At 68.3% G+C, this 23,601-nt stretch carries 26 protein-coding genes and 4 tRNA genes; 26 read left to right on the top strand and 4 right to left on the bottom strand.

The annotated features are described in order from the left end of the window. Positions 1-136 precede the first annotated feature (136 nt). The 4 genes from M4D77_RS12770 to M4D77_RS12755 are packed head-to-tail and all read left to right on the top strand — an operon-like array spanning position 137 to position 4,098. A complete protein-coding gene (locus M4D77_RS12770; protein WP_259936361.1) occupies positions 137-775 on the top strand; it encodes a nitroreductase family protein in 639 nt (212 codons plus the stop codon). Beyond that, positions 772-2,382 carry a class I adenylate-forming enzyme family protein gene (locus tag M4D77_RS12765; protein WP_159370704.1) on the top strand — a complete coding sequence of 537 codons (1,611 nt, stop codon included), beginning with the start codon at positions 772-774 and terminating at the stop codon, positions 2,380-2,382. The genes M4D77_RS12770 and M4D77_RS12765 overlap by 4 nt, the downstream gene beginning before the upstream one ends. Next, complete coding sequence (locus M4D77_RS12760) at positions 2,363-3,007, top strand: TetR/AcrR family transcriptional regulator (RefSeq protein ID WP_159370705.1); 645 nt, start codon at positions 2,363-2,365, stop codon at positions 3,005-3,007. Before M4D77_RS12765 ends, M4D77_RS12760 begins: the two co-directional genes overlap by 20 nt. Beyond that, positions 3,004-4,098 carry a CaiB/BaiF CoA-transferase family protein gene (locus M4D77_RS12755; protein ID WP_159370706.1) on the top strand — a complete coding sequence of 365 codons (1,095 nt, stop codon included), beginning with the start codon at positions 3,004-3,006 and terminating at the stop codon, positions 4,096-4,098. The genes M4D77_RS12760 and M4D77_RS12755 overlap by 4 nt, the downstream gene beginning before the upstream one ends. Before the next feature lie 51 nt (positions 4,099-4,149). Here M4D77_RS12755 and M4D77_RS12750 read toward each other — a convergent pair. The 3 genes from M4D77_RS12750 to M4D77_RS12740 all read right to left on the bottom strand — a co-directional run bounded on the left by M4D77_RS12750 (position 4,150) and on the right by M4D77_RS12740 (position 4,414). Beyond that, a tRNA-Val gene (locus M4D77_RS12750) sits at positions 4,150-4,224 on the bottom strand. Positions 4,225-4,245: 21 nt separating this feature from the next. Next, positions 4,246-4,319 (bottom strand) — tRNA-Cys (locus M4D77_RS12745). Positions 4,320-4,341: 22 nt separating this feature from the next. Beyond that, positions 4,342-4,414: transfer RNA gene (locus M4D77_RS12740), tRNA-Gly, on the bottom strand. A gap of 253 nt (positions 4,415-4,667) precedes the next feature. Here M4D77_RS12740 and M4D77_RS12735 point away from each other — a divergent pair. The 3 genes from M4D77_RS12735 (at position 4,668) to M4D77_RS12725 (ending at position 5,908) form a co-directional block, all read left to right on the top strand. Further along, a tRNA-Val gene (locus tag M4D77_RS12735) sits at positions 4,668-4,742 on the top strand. Between the two features lie 198 nt (positions 4,743-4,940). Then, a complete protein-coding gene (locus M4D77_RS12730; protein ID WP_159370707.1) occupies positions 4,941-5,315 on the top strand; it encodes a DUF732 domain-containing protein in 375 nt (124 codons plus the stop codon). After that, positions 5,312-5,908 (top strand): hypothetical protein, encoded by a 597-nt coding sequence (locus M4D77_RS12725; RefSeq protein WP_238995070.1) that lies wholly within the window; start codon positions 5,312-5,314, stop codon positions 5,906-5,908. Before M4D77_RS12730 ends, M4D77_RS12725 begins: the two co-directional genes overlap by 4 nt. 43 nt (positions 5,909-5,951) lie before the next feature. Here the strand turns inward: M4D77_RS12725 and M4D77_RS12720 are convergent, their stop codons facing one another. Beyond that, positions 5,952-6,491, bottom strand: coding sequence for a hypothetical protein (locus tag M4D77_RS12720; RefSeq protein WP_226513192.1), 540 nt, complete (start codon positions 6,489-6,491; stop codon positions 5,952-5,954). Positions 6,492-6,639: 148 nt separating this feature from the next. Between M4D77_RS12720 and M4D77_RS12715 the strand changes: the two genes are divergently transcribed. The 19 genes from M4D77_RS12715 to yajC all read left to right on the top strand — a co-directional run. Then, a complete protein-coding gene (locus tag M4D77_RS12715; protein WP_226513193.1) occupies positions 6,640-8,037 on the top strand; it encodes a glycosyltransferase 87 family protein in 1,398 nt (465 codons plus the stop codon). Positions 8,038-8,114: 77 nt separating this feature from the next. Next, entirely contained in the window at positions 8,115-8,615 is a 501-nt protein-coding gene (locus M4D77_RS12710; protein ID WP_083207463.1) for a TIGR02611 family protein, read from the top strand. A 120-nt stretch (positions 8,616-8,735) separates the two neighbouring features. Next, entirely contained in the window at positions 8,736-10,832 is a 2,097-nt protein-coding gene (gene thrS / locus M4D77_RS12705) for a threonine--tRNA ligase (RefSeq protein ID WP_226513194.1), read from the top strand. After that, positions 10,825-11,388, top strand: a complete 564-nt coding sequence (locus M4D77_RS12700; RefSeq protein ID WP_058250257.1) for an HIT domain-containing protein — start codon at positions 10,825-10,827, stop codon at positions 11,386-11,388. The genes thrS and M4D77_RS12700 overlap by 8 nt, the downstream gene beginning before the upstream one ends. A 111-nt stretch (positions 11,389-11,499) precedes the next feature. Continuing rightward, on the top strand, positions 11,500-12,219 hold the full coding sequence (pgsA, locus tag M4D77_RS12695) for a phosphatidylinositol phosphate synthase (RefSeq protein WP_068971774.1): 720 nt from the start codon (positions 11,500-11,502) through the stop codon (positions 12,217-12,219). Then, complete coding sequence (locus tag M4D77_RS12690; RefSeq protein ID WP_226513195.1) at positions 12,216-13,139, top strand: phosphatidylinositol mannoside acyltransferase; 924 nt, start codon at positions 12,216-12,218, stop codon at positions 13,137-13,139. The genes pgsA and M4D77_RS12690 overlap by 4 nt, the downstream gene beginning before the upstream one ends. 19 nt (positions 13,140-13,158) lie before the next feature. Then, entirely contained in the window at positions 13,159-14,283 is a 1,125-nt protein-coding gene (locus M4D77_RS12685; protein ID WP_226513196.1) for a glycosyltransferase family 4 protein, read from the top strand. Continuing rightward, on the top strand, positions 14,283-14,828 hold the full coding sequence (locus M4D77_RS12680) for a LemA family protein (RefSeq protein WP_226513197.1): 546 nt from the start codon (positions 14,283-14,285) through the stop codon (positions 14,826-14,828). The genes M4D77_RS12685 and M4D77_RS12680 overlap by 1 nt, the downstream gene beginning before the upstream one ends. Positions 14,829-14,924: 96 nt before the next feature. Next, a complete protein-coding gene (gene pdxS / locus M4D77_RS12675) occupies positions 14,925-15,836 on the top strand; it encodes a pyridoxal 5'-phosphate synthase lyase subunit PdxS (RefSeq protein ID WP_226513198.1) in 912 nt (303 codons plus the stop codon). Positions 15,837-15,967: 131 nt separating this feature from the next. Next, on the top strand, positions 15,968-16,834 hold the full coding sequence (locus M4D77_RS12670) for a PP2C family serine/threonine-protein phosphatase (protein WP_058250263.1): 867 nt from the start codon (positions 15,968-15,970) through the stop codon (positions 16,832-16,834). Positions 16,835-16,845: 11 nt separating this feature from the next. Further along, positions 16,846-17,616 carry an FHA domain-containing protein gene (locus tag M4D77_RS12665; RefSeq protein ID WP_226513199.1) on the top strand — a complete coding sequence of 257 codons (771 nt, stop codon included), beginning with the start codon at positions 16,846-16,848 and terminating at the stop codon, positions 17,614-17,616. A gap of 170 nt (positions 17,617-17,786) precedes the next feature. Further along, positions 17,787-18,278 (top strand): LuxR C-terminal-related transcriptional regulator, encoded by a 492-nt coding sequence (locus M4D77_RS12660; RefSeq protein ID WP_226513200.1) that lies wholly within the window; start codon positions 17,787-17,789, stop codon positions 18,276-18,278. Positions 18,279-18,341: 63 nt separating this feature from the next. Further along, positions 18,342-19,196 carry an acyl-CoA thioesterase II gene (locus M4D77_RS12655; RefSeq protein WP_226513201.1) on the top strand — a complete coding sequence of 285 codons (855 nt, stop codon included), beginning with the start codon at positions 18,342-18,344 and terminating at the stop codon, positions 19,194-19,196. Further along, a complete protein-coding gene (gene pdxT, locus M4D77_RS12650) occupies positions 19,193-19,813 on the top strand; it encodes a pyridoxal 5'-phosphate synthase glutaminase subunit PdxT (protein ID WP_226513202.1) in 621 nt (206 codons plus the stop codon). Before M4D77_RS12655 ends, pdxT begins: the two co-directional genes overlap by 4 nt. 156 nt (positions 19,814-19,969) lie before the next feature. After that, positions 19,970-20,725: a YebC/PmpR family DNA-binding transcriptional regulator gene (locus M4D77_RS12645; protein WP_058250268.1), complete on the top strand. Its 756-nt coding sequence runs from the start codon at positions 19,970-19,972 to the stop codon at positions 20,723-20,725. Between the two features lie 102 nt (positions 20,726-20,827). Beyond that, positions 20,828-21,397 carry a crossover junction endodeoxyribonuclease RuvC gene (gene ruvC, locus M4D77_RS12640; RefSeq protein WP_058250269.1) on the top strand — a complete coding sequence of 190 codons (570 nt, stop codon included), beginning with the start codon at positions 20,828-20,830 and terminating at the stop codon, positions 21,395-21,397. Beyond that, complete coding sequence (gene ruvA / locus M4D77_RS12635; protein ID WP_226513203.1) at positions 21,394-21,987, top strand: Holliday junction branch migration protein RuvA; 594 nt, start codon at positions 21,394-21,396, stop codon at positions 21,985-21,987. The genes ruvC and ruvA overlap by 4 nt, the downstream gene beginning before the upstream one ends. Then, positions 21,988-23,076, top strand: a complete 1,089-nt coding sequence (gene ruvB, locus M4D77_RS12630; protein ID WP_226513204.1) for a Holliday junction branch migration DNA helicase RuvB — start codon at positions 21,988-21,990, stop codon at positions 23,074-23,076. Between the two features lie 148 nt (positions 23,077-23,224). Then, positions 23,225-23,601: preprotein translocase subunit YajC (gene yajC / locus M4D77_RS12625; RefSeq protein WP_259936360.1), on the top strand; the 377-nt coding region annotated here is incomplete at its 3' end.

Below are 23,601 nucleotides of genomic sequence, written 5' to 3'. Positions count from 1 at the left end.
CTAAAACTAACCACTGTTAGTAGTGCGACGTCAACACCGCCTTCAACTCCGTCTGACGGCTCTTGACGACCAAAGCCGGCTGTGTCACTGTGTCCTCAGTCATACTAACAACGGTTAGTGAGCACGGAGGATTGACATGGATCTCAGCGAGGCAATGCGCACGACGGGCACCTGCCGCTACTTCAGCGACCGTCCGGTGGAGGACGAGGTGCTGTACCGGGCGTTCGACGACGCGCGATTCGGCCCGCAGGGCGGCAACCGCCAACCCGTCCGTTGGGTCGTCGTCCGCGACGAGGTGACCAAGAAGGCTCTCGCCGACCTGTACCTGCCGTTCTGGGAGGGCTACTACGCCGCAGTCGTCGAGGGGTCGAAGAAGGTCGGCGCCATCCCCAAGACCGTGGAGAGCGCCAACTATTTTGCGCACCACCTCGCCGAGGTGCCCGCCCTGATCGTGGTGTGCGCCGAGATCGAGGGACTGCACCCGACCGACCACGAGCTCGGCAGGCTGAGCGTCGTCGGCGGTGCGTCGATCTACCCGAGCGTCCAGAACCTCACCCTCGCGCTTCGCCAGCAAGGCGTGGCCACTGCGCTGACGACCCTGCTGTGCGCGGCCGAGAACGAGGTGAAGGACCTCCTCGGCATCCCCGAGGGTTATCTCACCGCAGCCCACATCGCCGTCGGTTATCCGCGTGACGACTTCCCGCGCAAGCTGTCCCGGACTCCGGTCGAGGAGATCGCCTTCCTCGACCGCTTCGACAACCGGATGTTCGCGTGAGCGCCCCCGCCGTGAACCCCTCGACGCGCACTCTCTCTCCCGCACAGACCTCGATGCTGGGCCGGGCCACGATCGGTGACCAGCTGCGTCGCCTGGCCCGGTCCCAGGGTTCGACACCGGCGATCGTGGCCTACGACGCGCAGGGCGGCCGCACATCGACGTCGTACGCGGAGCTGAACACGATGGCCAACCGGGTCGCCCATGTGCTGCTCGACCTCGGCGTCGGGCGCGGGGATCGCGTTGCGGTGATGAGTCGTAACCGGGTCGAGACGGTCGCCACCTACTACGGCGCCCTCAAGGTCGGTGCCGCGTATTCCGGCGTCAGTCCCATGTTCCGGGAGGGCGAGGTCGCCCAGCAGCTCCGGCACCTGGAACCGGCGGTGCTCGTCGTCGAGCAGCCGCTGTCCGCGTTGGCCGGCCCCATCGCGGACGGTCTGGGTATCTCGGTTCTCGTCGTCGGCGACGACGAGGCGAACTCGTGGAACTCGTTCGACGAGTCCGTCGCGGCGGCTGACGATTCCGAACCCGACTGCGAGGTCGACGAACACGACCTCGCGATGATCGTCTACACCAGTGGCACCGAGTCGACGCCGAAGGGCGTCGAGATCGCCCATCGGAACTACCTCATCTCCACCTCGCCGGCGTACACGTGGGGGCTGCGCTGCCGCAACGACGACGTGTGGCTCTACGTGATGCCGTTCCACACGATCGCCGGGATCGGCTCGCTGACCTCGTTGACGCTGCTGGGCGCCACCCTGGTGCTGCCCGCCGCGGTCGACCCGGCGACGGCGTTGCGGATGATCCGCGACGAGAAGATCTCGGTGCTGGCCCAGACGCCGACCTTCTTCATCGCGCTCGCCAACCACCCCGACTTCGGGGCCGACACCGTCGGTTCGGTGCGCCGCTGCCTGACCTACGGCGGTCAGGTGTCGCCGCACGCGGTCGACGCGTGGGCCGCGGCGACCCCGGAATCGGTCTGGGGTACCTACTGGGGACAGTCCGAACTCACCCAGCTCGGCTCCGTCGGCTGGTTCCGGCGGCTCGAGGACGTGCCGGACCAGGACCCGACCTGGATCGGCAAACCGGTCGGGCACCTGGAGGTCCGGGTCGTCGACGCCGACGGCAACGACGCCGAAGAGGGCGAACTCCTCTGCCGCACACCGTCGGTCATGCTCGGCTACCACAAGGACCCCGAGCGCACCGCGCAGGTCTTCGAGGGTGGCTGGGTGCACACCGGTGACATCGTCCGCATCGATGCGGAGGGCAACCTGTTCTTCCGCGACCGGCGCAAGGACATGATCAAGACCGGCGGGTTCAACGTCGCATCGCAAGAGGTCGAGCGTGTCCTGCAGGCGCACCCCGACGTCGAGCGCGCCGCCGTCGTGGGGCTTCCGGACCCTTATTGGTCGGAGGCCGTCACCGGCTTCGTGGTCCTGCGCGCGGGTGCGGAGGTGAACGGCGACGACATCCGTGAGTACTGCCGCACCGACCTGGCAAAGTACAAGGTGCCCAAAGAGGTCCACGTCGTCGACGCACTGCCGACCGACGCCCAGGGCAAACTGCTCAAGCGCGAGTTGAGGAAGGCCTATGGAACCGGTCAGGGCTGAGGACGACGCCGTTTCGGCAGCCGACGATCAGCGGCAGCGAACAGATCGACGGCCACGCCGGCGCCGCGACGAGATCGTCGAGGCCGCCGCGGGATACTTCGCCGAACACGGATACTCCAACGCCGGGATGCGTGACATCGCGCAGGCGGTCGGCATGCGGGGCGCGAGCCTCTACAACCACTTCCAGTCCAAGGAGGAGATCCTCTACGCGATCGCCCTGCGGATGACCGAGGATCCGCAGCAGGACCTGTTGCTGCTCGACGGCGAAGGCGGTCCCGTCGAGCGGTTGACCAACCTGATCGAGGCGCATGTCCGGCGGTTGGCGCGACACCGGGTGGAACACCTTGTCGCCCTTCGGGAATTGTCGGCGCTGACACCCGAGCACCGACGGGTGGTCACCGACTATCGGAAGTACTACCAGCGTCGAATTCGCGATGTGATCGCCGCCGGCGCCCGACTGGGGCTGTTCGAGGTCCGCGACCCACACCAGTCGGCGATCGCGGTGCTGGACCTGATGAACGGGATCAGCTGGTGGCTGAACGACTCTCACGATGTCGACCAGTTGGTCCGCGACTACGTCGACTTCACTATCGGTGGCGTTCTCCACCATAGTCCGACGTCGTGAGCGGACCACTCGCCGGCGTGCGGGTGGTCGAGATGCCCGGACTCGGGCCGACCCCGCACGCCTGCATGCTGCTCGCCGACCTCGGCGCCGACGTCATCCGGATCCGGCGGCCCGGCCCCGATCTGCCCGGGCCCGACGGTATCCCGGATGCCGACGCCGGTCTGTACCGGTCGCGACGCACGGTCGACGCCGACGTCAAGGACCCCGACGACGTGGCCCGCATCCGAGAGCTGATCCGGCGCGCCGACATCGTCGTGGAGGGCTTCCGTCCGGGCGTGATGGAACGCCTCGGCCTGGGTCCCGAGATCTGCTCCGACGCACCGCAACTCATCTACGCGCGCATGACCGGGTGGGGTCAGGACGGGGATCGTGCCGCGAGCGCCGGACATGACATCAACTACCTGGCGGTCACCGGCGTGCTCGAGGCGATGGGTCCGGCCGGCGCCCCGCCGGTGCCACCGCTCTCGCTCGTCGGCGACTTCGGCGGGGGATCGATGCTGCTCGTCGTCGGCGTGCTGGCCGCTCTGCACGACCGCGCGCGGACCGGCCGGGGCCAGGTCATCGATGCCGCCATGGTCGACGGTGCCGGACTGCTCGGCGCGCTGCAGTGGTCGTGGAAGGCCGCCGGACGCTGGGGTTCTCGGGACCAGGGCAATCTGCTCGACGGCTCGGCGCCGTTCTACGCGACGTACCGGTGCGCCGACGACAAGTTCGTCGCCGTTGGCGCGCTCGAGGAGAAGTTCTGGCGGAACCTGATCGACACCCTCGGCATCGGCGACCTGCCCGACCGGTGGGACCGTGCCGCGTGGCCGGTGATCAGCGCGGCACTGCAAGCCCGCTTCGGGTCGCGTACGCGCGACGAGTGGGGGAGTGTGTTCGACGGTGTGGACGCCTGCGTGACACCGGTTCTCGACTTCGACGAGGCCGCCGCAGACCCGGTCGCGGTGCAACGCGGTTCTTTCGTGCGCGTCGACGACGCAATCGCCCCCGCACCGGCACCGCGGTTCTCGCGGACCGTGTTGCCGGCTCCCTCCGCGCCGTCGGCGGCGTCTTTGGGGGAAATCGTCGGCGAGTGGTCGGCGGGCAACTGAAAGGCCGATGAGCCAACGAAAAACCCCCGGAGCGATCCGGGGGTTTTGTCGTGGTGCGCGATACAAGGATTGAACTTGTGACCTCTTCCGTGTCAGGGAAGCGCTCTCCCACTGAGCTAATCGCGCGGGTATAAAATTGTGCAGCGGTGGAGGTGGCGACGGGAATCGAACCCGTGTACACGGCTTTGCAGGCCGTTGCCTCACCACTCGGCCACACCACCAGATGCGAGTCGACTCGCGCCGAGCGGATGACGGGATTCGAACCCGCGACCCTCACCTTGGCAAGGTGATGCGCTACCAGCTGCGCTACATCCGCATGCCCACGAGCGATCTTGTGGATCGTGCTGCTCGCGGTGCGAAGAGAAACTTACGCGATGGTTTCCGAACTATCCAAATCGCCTGGTCAGGGGCGTGGCCGCGAGTGAATCCCCAGCGTGTGATTCGCTCCCGTGCCGTGTAGGGGCGCTTGTGACGTGGCCCACCGCGGTGATTTGGGACTTCTGCGCAACCCGTGTAATCTTCTGCCTCGTGCACAGGCGCCCCCGGCACTGACCGAAGGCGCCCGACACGGTCCCGTGGCTCAGTGGAAGAGCGTCCCGTTCACACCGGGAAGGTCGCTGGTTCGATCCCAGCCGGGACCACCACAGTCCCACAAGCCCCGCCGACATCGGCGGGGCCTTTTTTCGTTCGACCTCACCCGCTCGTCTCGCCGGAACCCGGGGTTCGGTCGATCGGATGAACAACGCATCTACCTCCGGTTTTGCCGTCATGCAATGTATACGATGCGGCGGCAGATGTGGCGATGAGTGCTCACAGCTGCAGTCGGACGCTTGGAGAGTGACATGACCAGACGCTGTGACTGGCTCGGCGGACTTGCAGTGCTCGCGTCGGCCGCCGTCATCGCGCTCGGTGCCGGTGACGCCTCGGCAGCGCCCGGCGACTACCTCGCTGTTCTGGAGTCGCGCGGGATCTACACGACAACTCCTGGAGCGACGTCGTGCTTCGACTATCGCGACGACGACACCAGCGGTTGCAGCAGACGATTCACCACAGCCGACGATGCTCTTCATACCGGCTATTGGGTGTGCGATCAGTTGGACATCGGCCGTTCACCGTCTTCCATCGCCCACCAGATGTACACAGCGGATGGGCTGTTCCTCAGCAAGAAGAACTCCGCCATCGTCGTCGACGCCGCGCACAAGGAGCTTTGCGAATGAAGCGACTCATCATCGGAATCCTGGCCACGTTCGCTCTGGTCGCGGGACTGCTCGTGGGTGTCGGGCAGGCATCAGCCATCACGGTTGCCGAACAGGCCTTCGTCAACAAGGCGCGGACGCTGCCCACTGCTGCCTGGCCGAACAGTCGGTACACCACTGACGCGGAGATGGTGGCGGGAGGCTACCGAGCCTGCGGCGTCATGGACCGATACCGCGACACTCAGGTTGCCGAGCGGATTTTCTACAACCCTGACGGCAGCTACCAGCCCGCGCACACGCAGCGACTGTTCCTGGTCTACGCAGCCCAAGACCTATGCCCACGTCACGCCCATCGCTACGAGGAATCCACTTCGGCCCAACGCGAAGGCGGACCTTGCTTCGTGCACGAGTACGGCCTGGACTCCGCCGATGGCAAGCTCTACTGCTCTCCAGAAGGCGACGGCATCTGGCGCAGCCATGCGGTCTCGCGCGCACCCAAGGTTCGACTCGGCACACCCTGCCCGAAGCTCGGTGCTCGCGCGATGGTGTACCAAACCGACGGCATCGCCACGTGCCGACAGTCAAACAGCGCCGGTTTGCGATGGCAGTGGTAGGCGCTGCACCAGCGTTTCGTCTGTTCGGCATCCCCGGTCTGCGTCAGTACGGACCGCACCCCTGAACGAACACCGGCCGGTATGGCTGTCCCGCAACCGCATCGACGTCGTCGAGAGCCCGGGCCAGCACGACGACCGCGGCGTCCGCAGACCGCCGCTGCGGCGCGGCGAGGAGCGCGTAACCGTGTCGCATCGTCACCGTGGCGACGATGCGCGCCTGCCAGGCCGGCGCGTCGGCCGGCGGTGACTGGATGCCGTCGAGAACGCGGCAGGTCGACCGCTGGGCGAGCTCCTCACCGTCGTTCCCGGTCGAGAGATCGATGAGTATGTCGACCACTCGCCGCTGGTCGGGTCGTAGCGCAGAGTCGTCGGGGAGTGGCCAGGGGTCGAGCCGCGGGCGCACGACCTCGGACGGGGTCTCGAGTGCGATGTGGATCGGTGGAACCGGACCGTCGGCGGTGCTCGACGAGGTGTCGCGCGTCATCGCGACCGGCTCGATGCCTTCCCCGACGCATGCGACGGTCAGCGTCGATGATGCCGCGATGACCAGTACGACTCCGAGGGTTGCTCGTAGTGATGACATGGTGTCGTCCCCAAGGTGATCTCGTCACCCACCGAGGTCAACGGTAGTCCGGCACGGACTGTCGCGATCCGGCTGTCCACCGAACAACCGACCACGCCCCACGGCGTTGCGCGTGATGCAGCTCACAGACAGGGCGTACGCTCGCCGCGTGGCCGCGAAGACTGCCGTCAATCTGCCGGAGTCGTCTCGTCCTGTGCCCGCACGGATCTCGACGGCGGCGATCGTCGTGGCGGCCGTCGTCGCGGTCGGGGTGGTCGCCTGGCACATCGCGGCGTTCCCGATCACCAACCCGTTCTACGGGCTCTTCGAGAACGCCACTGATGCCCGCGTCTATCGCGCGGGCGCGGCCACCGTGCTCGACGCGGGTCCGCTGTACGACGCACCCGTCCTGTGGCGTCTGCACTTCACCTATCCGCCGTTCGCCGCGGTCGTGTTCGTCCCGCTGGCTCTGCTCACCGAGGCCGTCGCCAACATCGTCTGGTGGACAATCGGTTTCGCCGCGCTCACCGGCGTGATCGGGATGTGCCTTCGGAGCCTGCGCTACCGGCCGGACGGTCGCCTGATCATGTTTGCCGCCTTGCTCGCGATCTCGTCGACCGCCCTCGAACCCATCCGAACCACCATCTGGCTCGGACAGGTCAACCTCCTGGTGATGACCCTGATCCTCGTCGACCTGGTGTTCCTCTCGACGACCTCGCGGTGGCGCGGAGTCGCCATCGGCATCGCGGCCGGGATCAAACTGACACCGCTGTTCGCCGTCGTCTACCTGTTGGTGACCCGCCAGTGGCGCGCGGCAGCCACGGCGCTGGCGACGTTCGCGGCGACCGTGATGATCGGATTCCTCGCCGTCCCCGCCGACTCGTGGACCTACTGGACCCGCCACCTCACGGACACCGAACGCATCGGCCGGGCCGACTCGCCGGCCAATCAGTCGGTGCGCGGATTCGTGTCACAGATGCTGTCCAACTTCGACATCGGGCGGTTCGCCGAGCCCGCACCCGGCGGGCCCGTCTTCGTCGCGCCGACGTGGCTGTGGCTCCCGCTCGCGCTGGTCGTCGCCGCGCTCGGACTGCTCGCCGCGGTGGTTGCCCACCGCGACGGTCGCGACGTCCTCGCGGCCACGATCGTCGGGATGACGATGTGTGCGGTCTCACCCTTCGCGTGGGGACACCACTGGGTCTGGTGCGTGCCGCTGTTCGTCGTCGCGCTGGATCTGGCGATGCGGCAGGGGAGTACGGCTCGCTCGTGGTGGTATTGGCTCGCGCCGGCCGGCGTGGCGGCGCTGACGTTCACCTGGTGGCGGCACTGGTGGGACAGCGGGCCATACCTGACCTCCGACCATGCAATGGCGTTGGGGCTTTTCATGATGCCGCGAGACGGTGACGACTCCGTCGTGGGCGATCTGCTCGTCGTGCTGTACTCGGGCTGCTATCCGCTGCTTCTCGCGGTCACCGTGTCCGCGACTCTGATCGACGGCGCGCGGCGGAGGCGACGGCGCCGCTCGACCACCCTGCCGACGCCGGAGGCCCACACCTGCATCGCGTAGCCTGGACGTCACTTTCCAGGCTGAGACGGACACCGGGCCGAAGTGCGCAGCGGGCCGAATGAACGAGGTGGGAGACGATGCCGACACCGGGGGCGAGCGAGTCCGGAGTGAACGAGACGTCCACACCGAGCGGCGCGCGGACGTCGGCCGACGCGGACCGCGGGTCTCTCCGGCATCGCCTGCGCATCCGCGCACGCCATCGTCGCTACGTCGTGCGAAGCAACCCGAAGTGGCACGGCATGTACCGCATCGCGGTCGGGACCATCGGCACGATCGTCCTGCTGTGCGGAATCGTCGCGATCCCGTACCCGGGCCCGGGCTGGCTCATCGTGTTCCTCGGACTGGGCATCCTGGCGTCCGAGTTCGACTGGGCGCACCGGTTGCTGAAGTTCGCGCGGGCGAAATACGACGCCTGGATGGACTGGATCGGTCGGCAACACTGGTCGGTACAGGCCGTCTTCTGGCTCGCAACCTGTGCCATCGTCATCGCCACCCTGTGGGTTCTCGGCGCGCTCAACACCGTCGCCGGGTGGGTCGGCCTCGACTACGGCTGGCTGGCGAGTCCGATCTTCGGCTGATCTCCGACGCCGCAAGGTAGGGGTGCACTCCACGACGACCCGTCGCGGATACCATCAGAGTCGCAAACGTCCGACCCGGACGCGTCTTCGCGTGTCCGCCCCAACCCGAGGAGCGCCCCCGTGCCCGACGACGTCCAGGTGACCAGCCCCGCCACGATCCGTGTGCCGGCTGGGACGACCGCGGGCACCGCACTGCGCGAGGCCGAGCTGCCCAACAAGGGCCCGGAGGCCATCGTCGTCGTCCGTGACGCGGGCGGGGACCTCCGCGACCTGTCGTGGGCACCCGACGCCGACACCGATGTCGAACCGGTCGCCGCGAACACCGAGGCCGGCCGCAGCGTGATCCGGCACTCCACCGCACACGTTCTCGCGCAGGCGGTCCAGGAGCTGTTCCCCGAGGCCAAGCTCGGGATCGGCCCGCCGATCAAGGACGGCTTCTACTACGACTTCGACGTCGCCGAACCCTTCACCCCCGAGGACATCACCGCCCTCGAGAAGAAGATGAAGCAGATCATCAAGTCGGGTCAGCGGTTCTCGCGGCGGGTGTACGAGTCGAAGGACGAGGCCCGCGCCGAACTGGCCGGCGAGCCGTTCAAACTCGAACTCATCGACGACAAGGGCGCGGCCGACGACGCCGAGGTGATGGAGGTCGGCGGCGGGGAACTGTCGGTCTACGACAACCTCAATCCGCGCACCGGAGAACGCATCTGGTGCGACCTGTGCCGCGGACCGCACGTCCCGACCACCAAGTACATCGCGGCCTTCAAGCTGACCCGCAGCTCGGCGGCGTACTGGCGCGGCGATCAGGCCAACGCCGGTCTGCAGCGCGTCTACGGCACCGCGTGGGAATCGTCGGAGGCGCTGGACGCACACCTGGAGATGCTCGCGGAGGCCGAGAAGCGCGATCACCGCAAGCTCGGCGCCGAACTCGACCTGTTCAGCTTCCCCGACGAGCTCGGCTCGGGACTCCCGGTCTTCCACCCGAAGGGCGGCATCATCAAGCGCGAGATGGAGGACTACGTCCGCGCGAAGCACATCGAGAACGGCTTCCAGTACGTCGGCACCCCGCACATCTCGAAGGAACATCTGTTCCACCTGTCGGGCCATCTGCCGTACTACGCCGACGGCATGTTCCCGCCGATCCACGTCGACGAGGAACGCAACGAGGCAGGGGAGATCACCCGCCAGGGGCAGGACTACTACCTCAAGGCAATGAACTGCCCGATGCACAATCTGATCTTCCGGTCGCGCGGACGGTCGTACCGTGAACTGCCGCTGCGGCTCTTCGAGTTCGGTCACGTCTACCGCTACGAGAAGTCGGGCGTCGTGCACGGTCTGACCCGCGTCCGCGGGTTCGCCCAGGACGATTCGCACAGCTATGTGACGCCGGAACAGGCCAAGGACGAGATCAAGCATCTGCTCGACTTCATCCTCGGGTTGCTGCGCGACTTCGGCCTCGACGAGTTCTACCTCGAGCTGTCCACCCGTGACGACTCGCCGAAGTTCATCGGTTCCGCGGAGCAGTGGGCCGCCGCGACCGCCATCCTCGAAGAGGTGTGCGTCGAATCAGGTCTCGACCTCGTGCCCGACCCGGGTGGTGCCGCCTACTACGGACCGAAGGTCTCGGTTCAGGCGAAGGACGCGATCGGGCGTACCTGGCAGATGTCGACCATCCAGTACGACTTCAACCAGCCGGCCGCATTCGACCTCGAGTACACCGCCGCCGACGGCACCAAGCAGCAGCCGGTGATGATCCACTCGGCGAAGTTCGGCTCCATCGAGCGGTTCTTCGGCGTGCTCACCGAGCACTACGCGGGCGCGTTCCCGGCGTGGCTCGCACCGGTCCAGGTGGTCGGCATCCCGGTCGCGGAGGCGTTCGAGGGACATCTGTACGACGTGGTAGCCGACCTTCTCGCCGCCGGTGTCCGCGCCGAGGTCGACGCCTCCGACGACCGCATGCAGAAGAAGATCCGCAACCACACCACCGGCAAGGTGCCGTTCATGCTGCTCGCCGGCGAACGCGACGTCGAGGCCGGGGCGGTGAGCTTCCGGTTCCGCGACGGCACGCAGGTCAACGGCGTGCCGGTCGCCGATGCGGTGTCGGTGATCGTCGAGTGGGTCCGGAGCAGGCGCAACGAGTCGCCCACCAAGGAGTTGGTCGAGGCCGCGCTCGGCGAGGTGGAGACGGTCGTGGTGGCGGGAGCGCTCGATGAGTGACGCCGCGTTCGGTGAGGCGCCCGGCGAGATCCGCGACGAGGGTGTCGGTGTGGCGGATCGCCTGCAACGGCTGTGGAGTCCCCACCGGATGACCTACATCGCCGACCCGCAACCGGCCGAGAAGACGGGGCACCCGTTCCTCGACATCCCGACCATGAGCGATGAGGACGGTCTCATCGTGGCGCGTGGTGACACCGTCTACGCGGTGTTGAACCTGTACCCCTACAACCCGGGGCACACCATGGTGGTGCCGTACCGGCAGGTCGCCGACCTCGAGGATCTGACCGCCGCGGAGTCCGCGGAACTGATGGCGTTCACGCAGCGGATGATCCGCACGATCAAGGCGGTGTCGAACCCCAACGCGTTCAACGTGGGTCTGAATCTCGGCTACGCGGCGGGCGGTTCGTTGTCCGAGCACCTCCACCAGCACATCGTGCCGCGATGGATGGGCGACGCGAACTTCATCACCATCGTCGGCGAGACGAAGGTCATGCCGCAGTTGCTCCGGGACACCCGCGGACTGCTGGCCACCGCCTGGCAACGGCTGGACGACTGACCCCGCTGTGAGCGATCGGGTGCCGGTGCGATCAGGTGAGGCGATGTCAGACGAGAGCGATCGGGAAGCGCTGTGCCACGACGCGGCGCGAGATGGGGGAGGAACTCGGCGATGCTGAGCATTCTGGGTCGGGCATCGGTCTCGAAGGTGACCCTCCCGATGGGTCGCGCGCTCCTGCGGACCGGGCTGACGCCGGACTCGGTGACGGTGATCGGCACGCTGGCCGGCGTCGCAGCCGCCCTCACGCTGTTCCCGATGGGGGAGCTGTTCTGGGGCACGCTGGTCATCTGGCTGTTCGTGATGTTCGACATGCTCGACGGCGCGATGGCCCGTGCCCGGGGCGGTGGCACGCGATTCGGCGCCGTTCTCGACGCGACCTGTGACCGCGTCGCCGACGGCGCCATCTTCGCGGGCCTCGCCTGGTGGTGCGCGGTCACCGAACCCCACGACCTGCTCCTCGTCGCGACCCTCATCTGTCTGGTGACCTCCCAGGTCATCTCCTATGCCAAGGCCCGCGCGGAGGCGAGCGGCCTGTACGGCGACGGCGGTCTCATCGAGCGGCCCGACCGGTTGATCATCGTGCTCGTCGGCGCCGGTCTCACGGGTCTCGGCCTGTGGTGGGCCATCCACGTCGCGATGTGGTTCCTCGCGGTCGCCAGTGTCATCACCGTCGGGCAGCGGATGTGGTCGATCGCGCAGTCGCCGGGTGCGCGGGACCTCATCCCCATCGCCTCGGAACCCGCAGACACCGAGCCCGCAGAAGCCGAGAACGGCGATGCCGAACCCTCGTCCGGCTCGGACGGTCAGACCCCGCCCGCGGGACAGCGATGACCGATCTCGGCGCGATGGCCGCTGATCTCGGGTACCGGGCCGGCTGGGCCGCCGTCCGCTGGGCTCCGGAACGGGCGGCGCGGGGTCTGTTCGACCGTGCCGGCAGCTACGCGGGTCGTCGTGGCGGTGGCCCGGACCAGTTGCGCCGCAACCTGGCCCGTGTCCTGGGCGTGGAACCCGCGCAGGTGCCCGACGACCTCGTCGCCGACGCCATGCGCTCCTACGCCCGGTACTGGTGCGAGGCGTTCCGCCTGCCGACGCAGGATCGTGCCACCGTCACGTCCACCGTCACGCTCCCCGACGAGGACCGGGCCCGACTGGACGCCGCGCTGGCCAGGGGTAAGGGCGTCATCCTGGCTCTGCCGCACACCGGCAACTGGGACATGGCCGGTGTCTGGCTCGTCCACCACTACGGCAGGTTCGCGACGGTCGCCGAACGCCTGAAGCCGGAGTCACTGTTCAACCGGTTCGTCGCCTACCGGGAATCACTGGGCTTCGAGATCTTCCCGTTGAGCGGCGGCGAGCAACCCCCGATCGGGCAGCTGGCCGACCGGCTCCGCGCCGGCGGCATCGTGTGCCTGCTCGGCGAACGCGACATCGCCCGGCACGGGGTGCCGGTGACCTTCTTCGGCGAACGAACCCGCATGCCGGCGGGGTCCGCACGGCTGGCGATGGAGACCGGTGCCGCGCTGATGCCCGTCCATCATTGGTTCGAGGAGGCGCCGCGTTCGATGATGTGCTGCGGGGAGCAGATCGACGTCTCCGGTGGGATCGAAGCCGCCACTCAGGCCCTCGCCGACGCCTTCGCGGTCAACATCGCCGCGCATCCGGCGGACTGGCACATGCTGCAGCCGCTCTGGGAGAGCGACTGGACCGACCGTCAGCGCGGTCGCGTCGAGCAGGACGGGACGCCGACATGACGACGACCAGGGGAGTGCCATGCGAATCGGAATGATCTGCCCTTACTCGTTCGACGTGCCCGGGGGTGTGCAGGCCCACGTCACCGAACTCGCCGACGTCTTCCTCGACCGGGGCCACGAGGTCAGCGTGCTCGCCCCGGCCGGCCGCGACACCGAACTGCCGGAGTACGTCGTCCGGGCTGGGCCCGCGCTGGCGATCCCGTACAACGGCTCGGTCTCCCGGGTGAATTTCAGTCCCAAGGGATACCTGCGACTGCGCCGGTGGGTCGCCGAGAACGGCTTCGACGTCCTGCACGTCCACGAACCGAATTCGCCGAGCATCTCGATGCTGTCGTTGATGGTGGCCTCCGGCCCCATCGTCACAACGTTCCACACCGCTACGTCGAAATCGTTGTGGCTGAGCGTGTTCCAGGGGATCCTGCGGCCATACCACGAACGGATCGCGGGCAAAATCGCCGTCTCGGAGCTCGCGCGTCGCTGGCAGATGGAGTCACTCGGCTCCGATGCCGTCGAGATCCCGAACGGCATCAACGTCGCGTCCTTCGCCGACGCCGAGCCCCTCGAGGGGTATCCGCACCCGGGTGGCACGATCCTGTTCCTCGGCCGTTTCGACGAACCGCGCAAGGGCATCGACGTGCTCATGCGTGCGCTGCCCGCGGTCGTGGAGAGGTTCCCGTACGTGCGGATCCTGGTCGTCGGCGGCGGCAACCAGGCGGCGCTGCGGCGGCGGGCGGGTCCACTCGCCGAACACCTGGTGTTCCTGGGACAGGTCGACGACGCGACCAAGGCGCGGGCGCTGGCCTCCGCCGACGTCTACTGCGCACCCAACCTCGGCGGCGAGAGCTTCGGCATCGTCCTGGTCGAGGCGATGGCGGCCGGGGCGGCGGTGATCGCCAGCTCCCTGAACGCCTTCCGGCGAGTGCTCGACGACGGCCGGGCCGGGCGACTCGTCGAGACGGGGTCCCCCGATCAACTCGCCGCCGGCCTCGTCGAACTCCTCGCCGACCCGGAGGCGCGCGCCGATCTCGTCGCCGCCGGACGGATTCGGGCCGACAAGTACGACTGGTCGCGGGTGGCCGACCAGATCCTCCGGGTCTACGACACCGTCACGGTGGGAGCCGGTCCGGTCGTGGTGTCGGACTGATGGCCACCTGGATCGTTCTCGGCGTGGTGGCCGTGCTGCTCGTGGCGGGATGGGCCTACCACACGGCCAACCGACTCGACCGGCTCAACGTCCGTGTCGATCTCGCCCGCCAGGCGCTCGAATCGAACCTCGACCGGCGCGCGGTGGTCGTGCGTGCCGTGTCGGCGGAGATGATCGCCGGCGACGGCGCCACGAACTCCCGCACGTCCGTCGACGACGGCGTCGCCGCTCAGGCGCGCGAGCTCGCCACGCTGGCCGATCGCGCCGAGCGGGCCGCGCCGTCGGCACGTGAGGACGCCGAGAACGCGCTGTCGGCCGCACTGGCGCGCACCGACCCGAATCGTCGGTCCGCGGCCCTCGTCGTCGAACTCGCCGACGCCGAGACGCGGGTGATGATGGCGCGTCGGTTCTACAACGACGCCGTTCGCGACACCAGGGCCCTCGCGCAACGCCGGCCTGTCCGGTGGCTGCGGCTCGGCGGCCACGCGGCACCCCCGGAGTACTTCGAGATCATCGAGCGCGTCACCCCAGGCCAGGCGGACTGATCCCTCGTCGGGGGCCATCGGCCCCTCACCTAGACTGGTGGGCATACCGCCGCCGCGAACGCGGCAGGTCGGGACTGCGACACGAGGAGATCTTCAGTGAGTCACAACGGCACGACCGTTCCCGAGGTCGGCCAGGGCACGGCCCGGGTCAAGCGCGGCATGGCAGAGATGCTCAAGGGCGGCGTGATCATGGACGTCGTGACCCCCGAGCAGGCGAAGATCGCCGAGGATGCCGGCGCGGTGGCCGTCATGGCTCTGGAGCGGGTGCCCGCCGACATCCGTGCCCAGGGCGGGGTGTCGCGGATGAGCGATCCCGACATGATCGACGGCATCATCGCCGCCGTCTCGATCCCGGTGATGGCCAAGGCCCGCATCGGTCATTTCGTCGAGGCGCAGATCCTGCAGGGCCTCGGCGTGGACTACGTCGACGAATCCGAGGTCCTGACCCCGGCCGACTACAGCAACCACATCGACAAGTGGGCCTTCACGGTGCCGTTCGTGTGCGGTGCGACCAATCTCGGTGAGGCCCTGCGCCGGATCACCGAGGGGGCGGCCATGATCCGCTCGAAGGGCGAGGCCGGCACCGGCGACGTGTCGAACGCGACGACCCACATGCGCAAGATCCGCGACGAGATCCGGCGTCTGACCTCGTTGCCGAAGGACGAACTGTACGTCGCGGCAAAGGAGTTGCAGGCTCCCTACGAACTCGTGGTCGAGGTGGCCGAGGCCGGCAAGCTGCCGGTCACGCTGTTCACCGCCGGCGGGATCGCCACCCCGGCCGATGCGGCGATGATGATGCAGCTCGGCGCCGAGGGTGTGTTCGTCGGTTCGGGGATCTTCAAGTCGGGCAACCCGGCACAGCGGGCCGCAGCGATCGTGCAGGCGACCACATTCCACGACGATCCCGACGTGCTGGCGAAGGTCTCGCGCGGCCTGGGCGAGGCGATGGTCGGCATCAACGTCGACGACATCCCGCAGCCGCACCGCCTCGCCGAGCGCGGCTGGTGACCGCTTCGTCCGGATCGTAGGTGGTCAGACCGACCGCCGGCCGCCGCGGCGCCCCGTCTCAACACGCCGGAGACCGAACAGTCGACATGCGTGGCGGGTCAGGGGCTTCGCGGCGGTAGTATCTGCTGATCATGGATGCGGCGACCATCGTTCGAGACGCTTCGGTCTCGGGCACACACATCGTGGGTGAATTGCGGCTCGAGTGGTCCGCCGCGTGCAATGTGGGGCGAGTCCGGGAGACGAACGAGGACGCGGCGCTCGCGCTGCCGGGGATGTACCTGCTCGCCGACGGCATGGGCGGGCACGACAGCGGCGAACTGGCCAGCGAGGCCGCACTGCTCACCTTGTCGGAGGCCACCAGCGCGGGTGAACTCAAGGCGACCCAACTGCAACTCGACGATCTGTTGCTCGCCGCCCAGCGGCGCATCGGCGAGATCGACACCGAGACCGAGCGACGCGCGGGTACCACCGCCACCGGCATCGTGCTCGTCACCCACGAGCAGAGCCCGCACTGGCTGGTGCTCAACATCGGCGACTCGCGGACCTATCGCTTCCAGAACGGGTCGCTCAACCAGCTCACCACCGACCACTCGCAGGTCCAGGAATTCATCGACGCCGGATTCCTCACGCCCGAGCAGGCCCGAACCGATCCGCGCCGCAACGTGATCACGCGTGCGCTCGGCGCGGGCATGGTCGACCCGGTCGCCGACTACTCGAGTACGCCGGCATTCCCGGGGGATGTGCTGCTGCTGTGTACCGACGGTCTGACCGGGGAGCTGCCCGACGAGGAGATCGGTGACATCCTGCGCAATGCGGAGGACTCCCGGCAGGCGGCCGAGCGGCTCGTCGACGCCGCGCTGGCGCTCGGCGCGCACGACAACGTCACCGTCATCGTTGTGAGTGTCCACGAATCGGTGCCGACTCTCACGATGCCCGCGCTCGACGACTCGGCGCAGGGAGAGGCCGCCGGAGCTGCTCCGGCCCCCGACCCGAGCTGATCGGAGGACTGATGACCACGGGTCAGGACCGGGCCGAGACATCCCCCGCAGAGTCCGGCGGCGCCGCGCTGGACGCCGGGGCGACCTACGTCGAATACTGCGGCGAGCGCATCGCGCTCGACGCCGACCGACGGTTCTTCATCGGCCGCGAAGCGGATCTGTCCATCGACGACAACCCGTACCTTCATCGCCGATTCTTGGTGATACACAACGAGAACGGGCTCTGGTGGCTCACCAATCTCGGCACGCACCTGTCGGCGAGCGTCTCGGCGGGCGACGTCGGGTTCTCGGCGACCCTGGGCCCCGGTGCGCGGATGCCGCTCGTCTTCGGTAAGACGACCATCGTGTTCACCGCCGGGCCGACGACCTACGAGCTGAGCCTATTCGCCCGCGCGCCGCAGGTGAAGTCGGTGACGCGTCCGGAATACAGCGGCGGGCACACGACGCAGGGCGTGCCGACGCTCACGGAGAGTCAGAAGCTGCTGATCATCGTGCTGGCCGAGGAGATCCTGCGGCGTGAGGGGACCGGCTCGAGTGCCATCCCGTCGTCGGCGCAGGCGGCGCGCCGGCTGGGCTGGCCGCTGACCAAGTTCAATCGCAAGCTCGACAACGTCTGTGACAAGCTCGATCAACTCGGGGTGAGCGGAATGCGCGGCGGGGGCGGGAAACTCGCGAGCAACCGCCGGACCAAACTGGTGGAGTACGCGGTGTCGTCACGCATCGTCACGCGAGAAGATCTCCCCCTCATCGACGCCGAGGCGGCCCGAAACGCGGCCGACTGAGTCAGCCGCCGCGTCTGCACGCCGCTGACCTGCGGTTTCACCGTGGGTAGTTCTCCCCACGGGTAGGGGAGTTCTCCCCATCGACCACCCGGGCCGCAGCCCATAATCTTCATCTCATCGCCGGGAGAACCCGGAAGACCACCGGTTGAATGAGTGAAGAGGAAGCACACATGACTGCGATCGCCCATCAGGCCCCCCAGCACCTGCGCTCGGTCAGCGCTCGTCGTGACGCGGAGGCCATCGCCCGCCGGAAGGAAGCCCTGGCGCGTCTGGCGGCTCGCCGGATGCCGTTGCCCGGCCACCAGATCCAGACACCGCGCGCGGGTCAGCCGCTCGGCCTGGGCCATCGTCCGGGACACCCCCACCTGCACCGTGCGGTCGCCGTTCCCGCGCTCGCCGAGGTCCCCGAGGTCGCGGAGGCCACGGCCGACCGCGCCAAGCCGAATCTCACCTCGCGCGAGGTCGAGGTCCTGCGCACCTGGATGCTCGTCGACTCCAAACCTGCTGTGGCCCAGGAGCTCTACATCTCGCTCGGTACGGTGAACACCCACCTCACCCGGATCCGGGCCAAGTACGCCGAGATCGGCCGTCCGGCCCCGACGAAGGCATCGCTGGTCGCCAGGGCCATCCAGGACGGGATCATGACCCTCGACGAACTCTGATCGCCGGCCGCGCTTCGGCGGGCAGGGGAGTGCCCACCGGCGCCGTGCGCGATACTGGTCTGCGTGGCAGCCATCGAGGACATACTCCAGGTCGAACAGATCGAGACCGACATCTACCGCGGCGGTGCGTTCCCGAGTCACCTTCAGCGCACCTTCGGCGGCCAGGTCGCCGGTCAGGCCCTGATGTCGGCGACCCGCACGGTGTCCGACGAGTTCGACGTCCATTCCCTCCACGGTTACTTCCTGCGTCCCGGTGACCCGGATCGTCCGGCGGTGTTTCTCGTCGACCGCATCCGCGACGGACGGTCGTTCGTCACCCGGCGGGTGACCGGCATCCAGAACGGTGAGGCGATCTTCACCATGTCTGCGTCGTTCCATGTACGGACCGACCAGGGCTACGAGCACCAGGACCGGATGCCGCCGGCGCCGCAACCGGACGAGCTCACCGACCGCCTCGACGAGCTGGCCGAGGAAGAGCGCGCGGTGTTCAAGGAGTGGCGCAACTTCGATCTGCGCATCGTGCCCCCGGAGATGATGGTCACCTCGTCGTATTTCGCTGCGCAGCAACGAGTCTGGTTCCGCTACCGCCATCGTCTGCCCGACGACACCGTCTTCCATGTCGGCACGCTCGCCTACATGAGCGACATGACCTTGCTCGGCTCCTCGCGGGTGCCCCATCCGGAGTCCAACCCGCAGGTCGCCTCCCTCGACCACGCGATGTGGTTCATGCGCCCCTTCCGGGCCGACGACTGGCTCCTCTACGACCAGACGTCGCCGTCGGCGGGCGGTGGTCGCGCGCTGACCCAGGGACGGATCTTCGATCGACAGGGCCGCCTGGTCGCGGCGGTCACCCAGGAGGGGCTGGCGCGCACCGGCCGCGTGATGCCCGACGACCAGCACGCCCGGACCAATCGGTGAGCGAGGGCAACCGGCCGCGCATCGGGGTTCTGGCACTGCAGGGCGATGTGCGCGAGCACGTCTTCGCGCTGGAGGCGGCCGGTGCCGACGCCGTGGCGGTGCGACGCCCGGCCGAACTCGACGAGATCGACGGAATCGTCATCCCCGGCGGTGAATCGACGACGATGAGCAAACTGCTCGGCATCTTCGACCTGTTCGACCCGCTGGTGGACAAGCTGTCCGACGGCCTCCCGGCGTACGGGTCGTGCGCGGGCATGATCATGCTCGCCTCCACCATCCTCGACACCCGGCCCGATGCACGGCATCTGGACGCCCTCGATGTCACGGTGCGGCGCAACGCATTCGGGCGTCAGGTGGAGAGTTTCGAGACCGACCTGGAGTTCACCGGGATCACCGACGCCGAGGGCGCCGCGCCGATGCGCGCGGTGTTCATCCGGGCGCCGTGGGTCGAGTCCGTCGCCCCGGAGGTCGAGGTCCTGGCGCGTGTTCCCGACGGCCCGGCGGCCGGGCGGATCGTCGCGGTGCGTCAGGGGAACGTGCTCGCGACGTCGTTCCACCCGGAGGTGACCGGCGACCGGCGCGTACATGAATACTTCGTGCAGATGGTGCGTCGGTAAGATCGTGCCGAACCAGCGGTAGACCACGAGCCCGGCACGCCGGGAACAACCCAACAGGGCGCACCACCAACAGGGCGACCGGATACAGGTAGGAGTGCGCCGGATGCGGGCCACGGCCCGCCGCACGTGCCGGCGCCGGGAAAGGAATCGACGGACATGAGCGGCCACTCCAAATGGGCCACCACCAAGCACAAGAAGGCGGCCATCGACGCCAAGCGCGGCAAGATGTTCGCCAAGCTCATCAAGAACATCGAGGTGGCGGCGCGGACCGGCGGCGGTGACCCGGCGGGTAACCCCACGCTGTTCGACGCGATCCAGAAGGCGAAGAAGTCCTCGGTCCCCAACGACAACATCGAACGCGCACGTAAGCGCGGCGGTGGTGAAGAGGCCGGCGGCGCGGACTGGCAGACCATCATGTACGAGGGCTACGGGCCCAACGGCGTCGCCGTGCTCATCGAATGCCTCACCGACAACCGCAACCGTGCGGCCGGCGAGGTCCGGACCGCGATGACGCGCAACGGTGGCAACATGGCCGACCCGGGTTCGGTCTCCTACCTGTTCACCCGCAAGGGCGTGGTGACGCTGGAGAAGAACGGACAGACCGAGGACGACGTCCTGATGGCCGTGCTCGACGCGGGCGCCGAAGAGGTCACCGATCTCGGCGAGTCCTTCGAGATCGTCAGCGAGCCAAGCGATCTCATCGCCGTCCGCAGCGCGCTGCAGGAAGCCGGGATCGACTACGACTCCGCCGAGGCCAGCTTCCGGGCGTCGGTCGAGGTCGCGGTGGACGCCGACGGCGCCCGCAAGGTGTTCAAGCTGATCGACGCCCTCGAGGACTCCGACGACGTCCAGAACGTCTACAGCAACGTCGACATCAGCGACGAGGTCCTCGCCGAACTCGAGAACGACTGACACCCCGCCGCCCGCCCGGTGTGTTGATCACCGGACTTGTCCGCTCTCCCCGATAAGATCTCGAACAACTGTTCGCAGATCACGATGCCTGGGAGGGTACGAGTGCGCGTCATGGGCGTCGATCCGGGTCTGACCCGGTGCGGTATCGCGCTGGTCGAGTCGGGTCGGGGGCGGACGGTGACCGCCCTCGACGTGGACGTCGTGCGCACCCCGAGTGACATGGAACTCGCCGAGCGGTTGCTCGCGATCTACACCTCCGCGTGTCACTGGCTCGATGTGCACCAGCCCGACGTGGTGGCCATCGAGCGGGTCTTCGCGCAGAACCAGGTGTCCACGGCCATGGGGACCGCGCAGGCCGGCGGCGTCATCGCGCTCGCGGCGTCCCAGCGCGACGTACCGGTGCGCTTCCACACCCCGTCGGAGGTGAAGGCAGCGGTGACCGGCAGCGGACGAGCCGACAAGTCTCAGGTCACCGCGATGGTCACCCGGATTCTCGGCATGCAGACCAAGCCGCGTCCCGCCGACGCCGCAGATGCGCTCGCGCTGGCGATCTGTCACTGCTGGCGCGGACCCATGATGGAGCGGATGGCAGCCGCACAGAAGCAGGCCGACGCGGCCGCGGCGCGGCACCGCGCGCGGGTGGCCCAGGCACGAGAAGGGAGTCGCGCATGATCGCGTCAGTCCGCGGACCGGTGCTCGAGATCGCGCTCGACCACGCCGTGATCGATTGCGGGGGAGTGGGTTACCGCGTGCTGGCGACGCCCGCGACGCTGTCCCGGCTGCGCCGCGGCGACGAGGCGACGCTGCTGACCTCGATGATCGTCCGCGAGGACTCGATGACGCTCTACGGCTTCACCGAACCCGACGCCCGTGCGCTGTTCGCGCTGCTGCAGACGGTCACCGGCGTCGGCCCGCGACTCGCGATGGCGACCCTCGCGGTTCTCGAACCGGATGCGTTGCGACGCGCGCTCGCCGAATCGGACACCAAGTCACTGACCTCGGTACCCGGCATCGGCAAACGCGTGGCCGAACGGCTGTGCGTCGAACTGCGGGACAAGGTGGACCGGCCCACGGGCGAGGCGTCGACCGGTGTGACCGCCGTCGGCGGTATTCGCGAGCAGGTCGCCGAGGCGCTCGTCGGGCTCGGGTTCACCGCCGGTCCGGCGGAGAAGGCGGTCACGGCGGTACTCGCCGAGAATCCCGACGCCGATGCGTCCACCGCGCTGCGTTCCTCGCTGTCACTGCTCGGCAAGGCGTCGTAGATGGGCGGCGATCCGGACGACGTCGACGACCGGGACGTGAGCGCGATGCCGGTGCGCTCCGACCGCGACCTCGACGCCGGTCTCCGTCCCCGGTCACTCGCTGATTTCATCGGCCAGCCGCGGGTCTGCGAACAGCTCGAACTGGTCCTGCACGGGGCCAAGGGCCGCGGTGGCACCCCCGACCACATCCTGCTGTCGGGACCGCCCGGGCTCGGCAAGACGTCGCTGGCCATGATCATCGCTTCGGAGATGGGCGCCGCCATCCGGGTGACCTCTGGTCCGGCACTCGAGCGCGCCGGCGACCTCGCGGCAATGCTGTCGAATCTCGTCGAGGGCGACGTGCTGTTCATCGACGAGATCCATCGCATCGCGCGCCCGGCCGAGGAGATGCTGTACCTCGCGATGGAGGACTTCCGCGTCGACGTCGTGGTCGGCAAGGGCCCGGGAGCGACCTCGATCCCGCTCGACGTCGCGCCGTTCACGCTGGTCGGGGCGACAACACGGTCGGGGTCGCTGACCGGCCCGCTGCGCGACCGGTTCGGGTTCACCGCGCACATGGAGTTCTACGAGCCCGACGAACTCGTCCGGGTGCTGCACCGCTCGGCCGGGATTCTGGGCATGGAACTCCGCGGCGACGCCTCGGGCGAGATCGCGCGCCGGTCGCGGGGCACGCCCCGCATCGCGAACCGGCTGCTCCGCCGGGTCCGCGACTACGCCGAGGTAAGGGGAGACGGGTCGATCACCGTGGACGTCGCCCGCGCGGCCCTCGCGGTCTACGACGTCGACGAACTCGGGTTCGACCGTCTGGACCGAGCCGTGCTCGACGCCCTGATCCGCGCCTTCGGCGGGGGGCCGGTCGGGGTGTCCACGCTGGCCGTGGCCGTCGGCGAGGAGCCGGCGACCGTGGAGGAGGTCTGCGAGCCGTTCTTGGTGCGCGCGGGCATGATCGCGCGGACGCCGCGCGGGCGGGTGGCCACTGCCGCCGCCTGGCATCATCTCGGACTCACCCCGCCCGCCGGTGCGATGAACGCCACCTTCGGCGTCCGTCCCCGCGACGTCGGCGCGGCGACGCTGTTCGATGACCTCTGACCGCACGGGCACCACCTGCGGGGATGAGCTCCGCGCAACACGTGGCACACTGTGTGGAGCACAGCTGAGCTGATGCTGCCCGGATTCGTCCGGACAGGCCGCTCGCTCACGCCGTACCCACTGATACCCAAAGGACTGACTCGCACTCATGGACGCTCTGCTCTTCCCGCTTCTGCTCGCCCTGCTGGCCGGCTTCATGTTCCTGTCGATGCGGAAGCAGAAGAAGCGTGTGGCCGAGATGCAGGAGATGCAGAACTCGGTGTCCACCGGTACCCGCGTCCAGCTGACCTCGGGTCTCTTCGGAACCGTGATCGACGCGAGCTCGCCCGACGTCGTCGATGTCGAGATCGCCACCGGCGTGGTCACCCGCTGGAACCGGCTGGCCGTCATGCGCGTCGTCCCGACGGATGAGGCCGCGGCCACCTACCCCGGCCACGTCGCCCCGGAGATCGAGTCCGACGACTACGACGACGCCGACTCGGTCAGCCTGGACAAGCCTGCCACCGACGACGCGCGCGACAACGA

It is taken from the genome of Gordonia sp. p3-SID1431 (assembly GCF_025143765.1).
Taxonomy (GTDB): domain Bacteria; phylum Actinomycetota; class Actinomycetes; order Mycobacteriales; family Mycobacteriaceae; genus Gordonia; species Gordonia hongkongensis.
The sequence above is the reverse complement of the archived record's forward strand: the minus strand, read 5'-3'. Positions and strand labels throughout refer to the sequence as shown.

Excerpts from the sequence above, each read along its gene's own strand:
- M4D77_RS12770 (WP_259936361.1), top strand. The coding sequence starts at position 137 with ATGGATCTCAGCGAGGCAATGCGCACGACGGGCACCTGCCGCTACTTC.
- M4D77_RS12760 (WP_159370705.1), top strand. The coding sequence starts at position 2,363 with ATGGAACCGGTCAGGGCTGAGGACGACGCCGTTTCGGCAGCCGACGAT.
- M4D77_RS12730 (WP_159370707.1), top strand. The coding sequence starts at position 4,941 with ATGACCAGACGCTGTGACTGGCTCGGCGGACTTGCAGTGCTCGCGTCG.
- M4D77_RS12725 (WP_238995070.1), top strand. The coding sequence starts at position 5,312 with ATGAAGCGACTCATCATCGGAATCCTGGCCACGTTCGCTCTGGTCGCG.
- M4D77_RS12720 (WP_226513192.1), bottom strand. The coding sequence starts at position 6,491 with ATGTCATCACTACGAGCAACCCTCGGAGTCGTACTGGTCATCGCGGCA.
- M4D77_RS12710 (WP_083207463.1), top strand. The coding sequence starts at position 8,115 with ATGCCGACACCGGGGGCGAGCGAGTCCGGAGTGAACGAGACGTCCACA.
- M4D77_RS12700 (WP_058250257.1), top strand. The coding sequence starts at position 10,825 with ATGAGTGACGCCGCGTTCGGTGAGGCGCCCGGCGAGATCCGCGACGAG.
- pgsA (WP_068971774.1), top strand. The coding sequence starts at position 11,500 with ATGCTGAGCATTCTGGGTCGGGCATCGGTCTCGAAGGTGACCCTCCCG.
- M4D77_RS12690 (WP_226513195.1), top strand. The coding sequence starts at position 12,216 with ATGACCGATCTCGGCGCGATGGCCGCTGATCTCGGGTACCGGGCCGGC.
- M4D77_RS12685 (WP_226513196.1), top strand. The coding sequence starts at position 13,159 with ATGCGAATCGGAATGATCTGCCCTTACTCGTTCGACGTGCCCGGGGGT.
- M4D77_RS12680 (WP_226513197.1), top strand. The coding sequence starts at position 14,283 with ATGGCCACCTGGATCGTTCTCGGCGTGGTGGCCGTGCTGCTCGTGGCG.
- M4D77_RS12670 (WP_058250263.1), top strand. The coding sequence starts at position 15,968 with ATGGATGCGGCGACCATCGTTCGAGACGCTTCGGTCTCGGGCACACAC.
- M4D77_RS12665 (WP_226513199.1), top strand. The coding sequence starts at position 16,846 with ATGACCACGGGTCAGGACCGGGCCGAGACATCCCCCGCAGAGTCCGGC.
- M4D77_RS12660 (WP_226513200.1), top strand. The coding sequence starts at position 17,787 with ATGACTGCGATCGCCCATCAGGCCCCCCAGCACCTGCGCTCGGTCAGC.
- M4D77_RS12645 (WP_058250268.1), top strand. The coding sequence starts at position 19,970 with ATGAGCGGCCACTCCAAATGGGCCACCACCAAGCACAAGAAGGCGGCC.
- ruvA (WP_226513203.1), top strand. The coding sequence starts at position 21,394 with ATGATCGCGTCAGTCCGCGGACCGGTGCTCGAGATCGCGCTCGACCAC.
- ruvB (WP_226513204.1), top strand. The coding sequence starts at position 21,988 with ATGGGCGGCGATCCGGACGACGTCGACGACCGGGACGTGAGCGCGATG.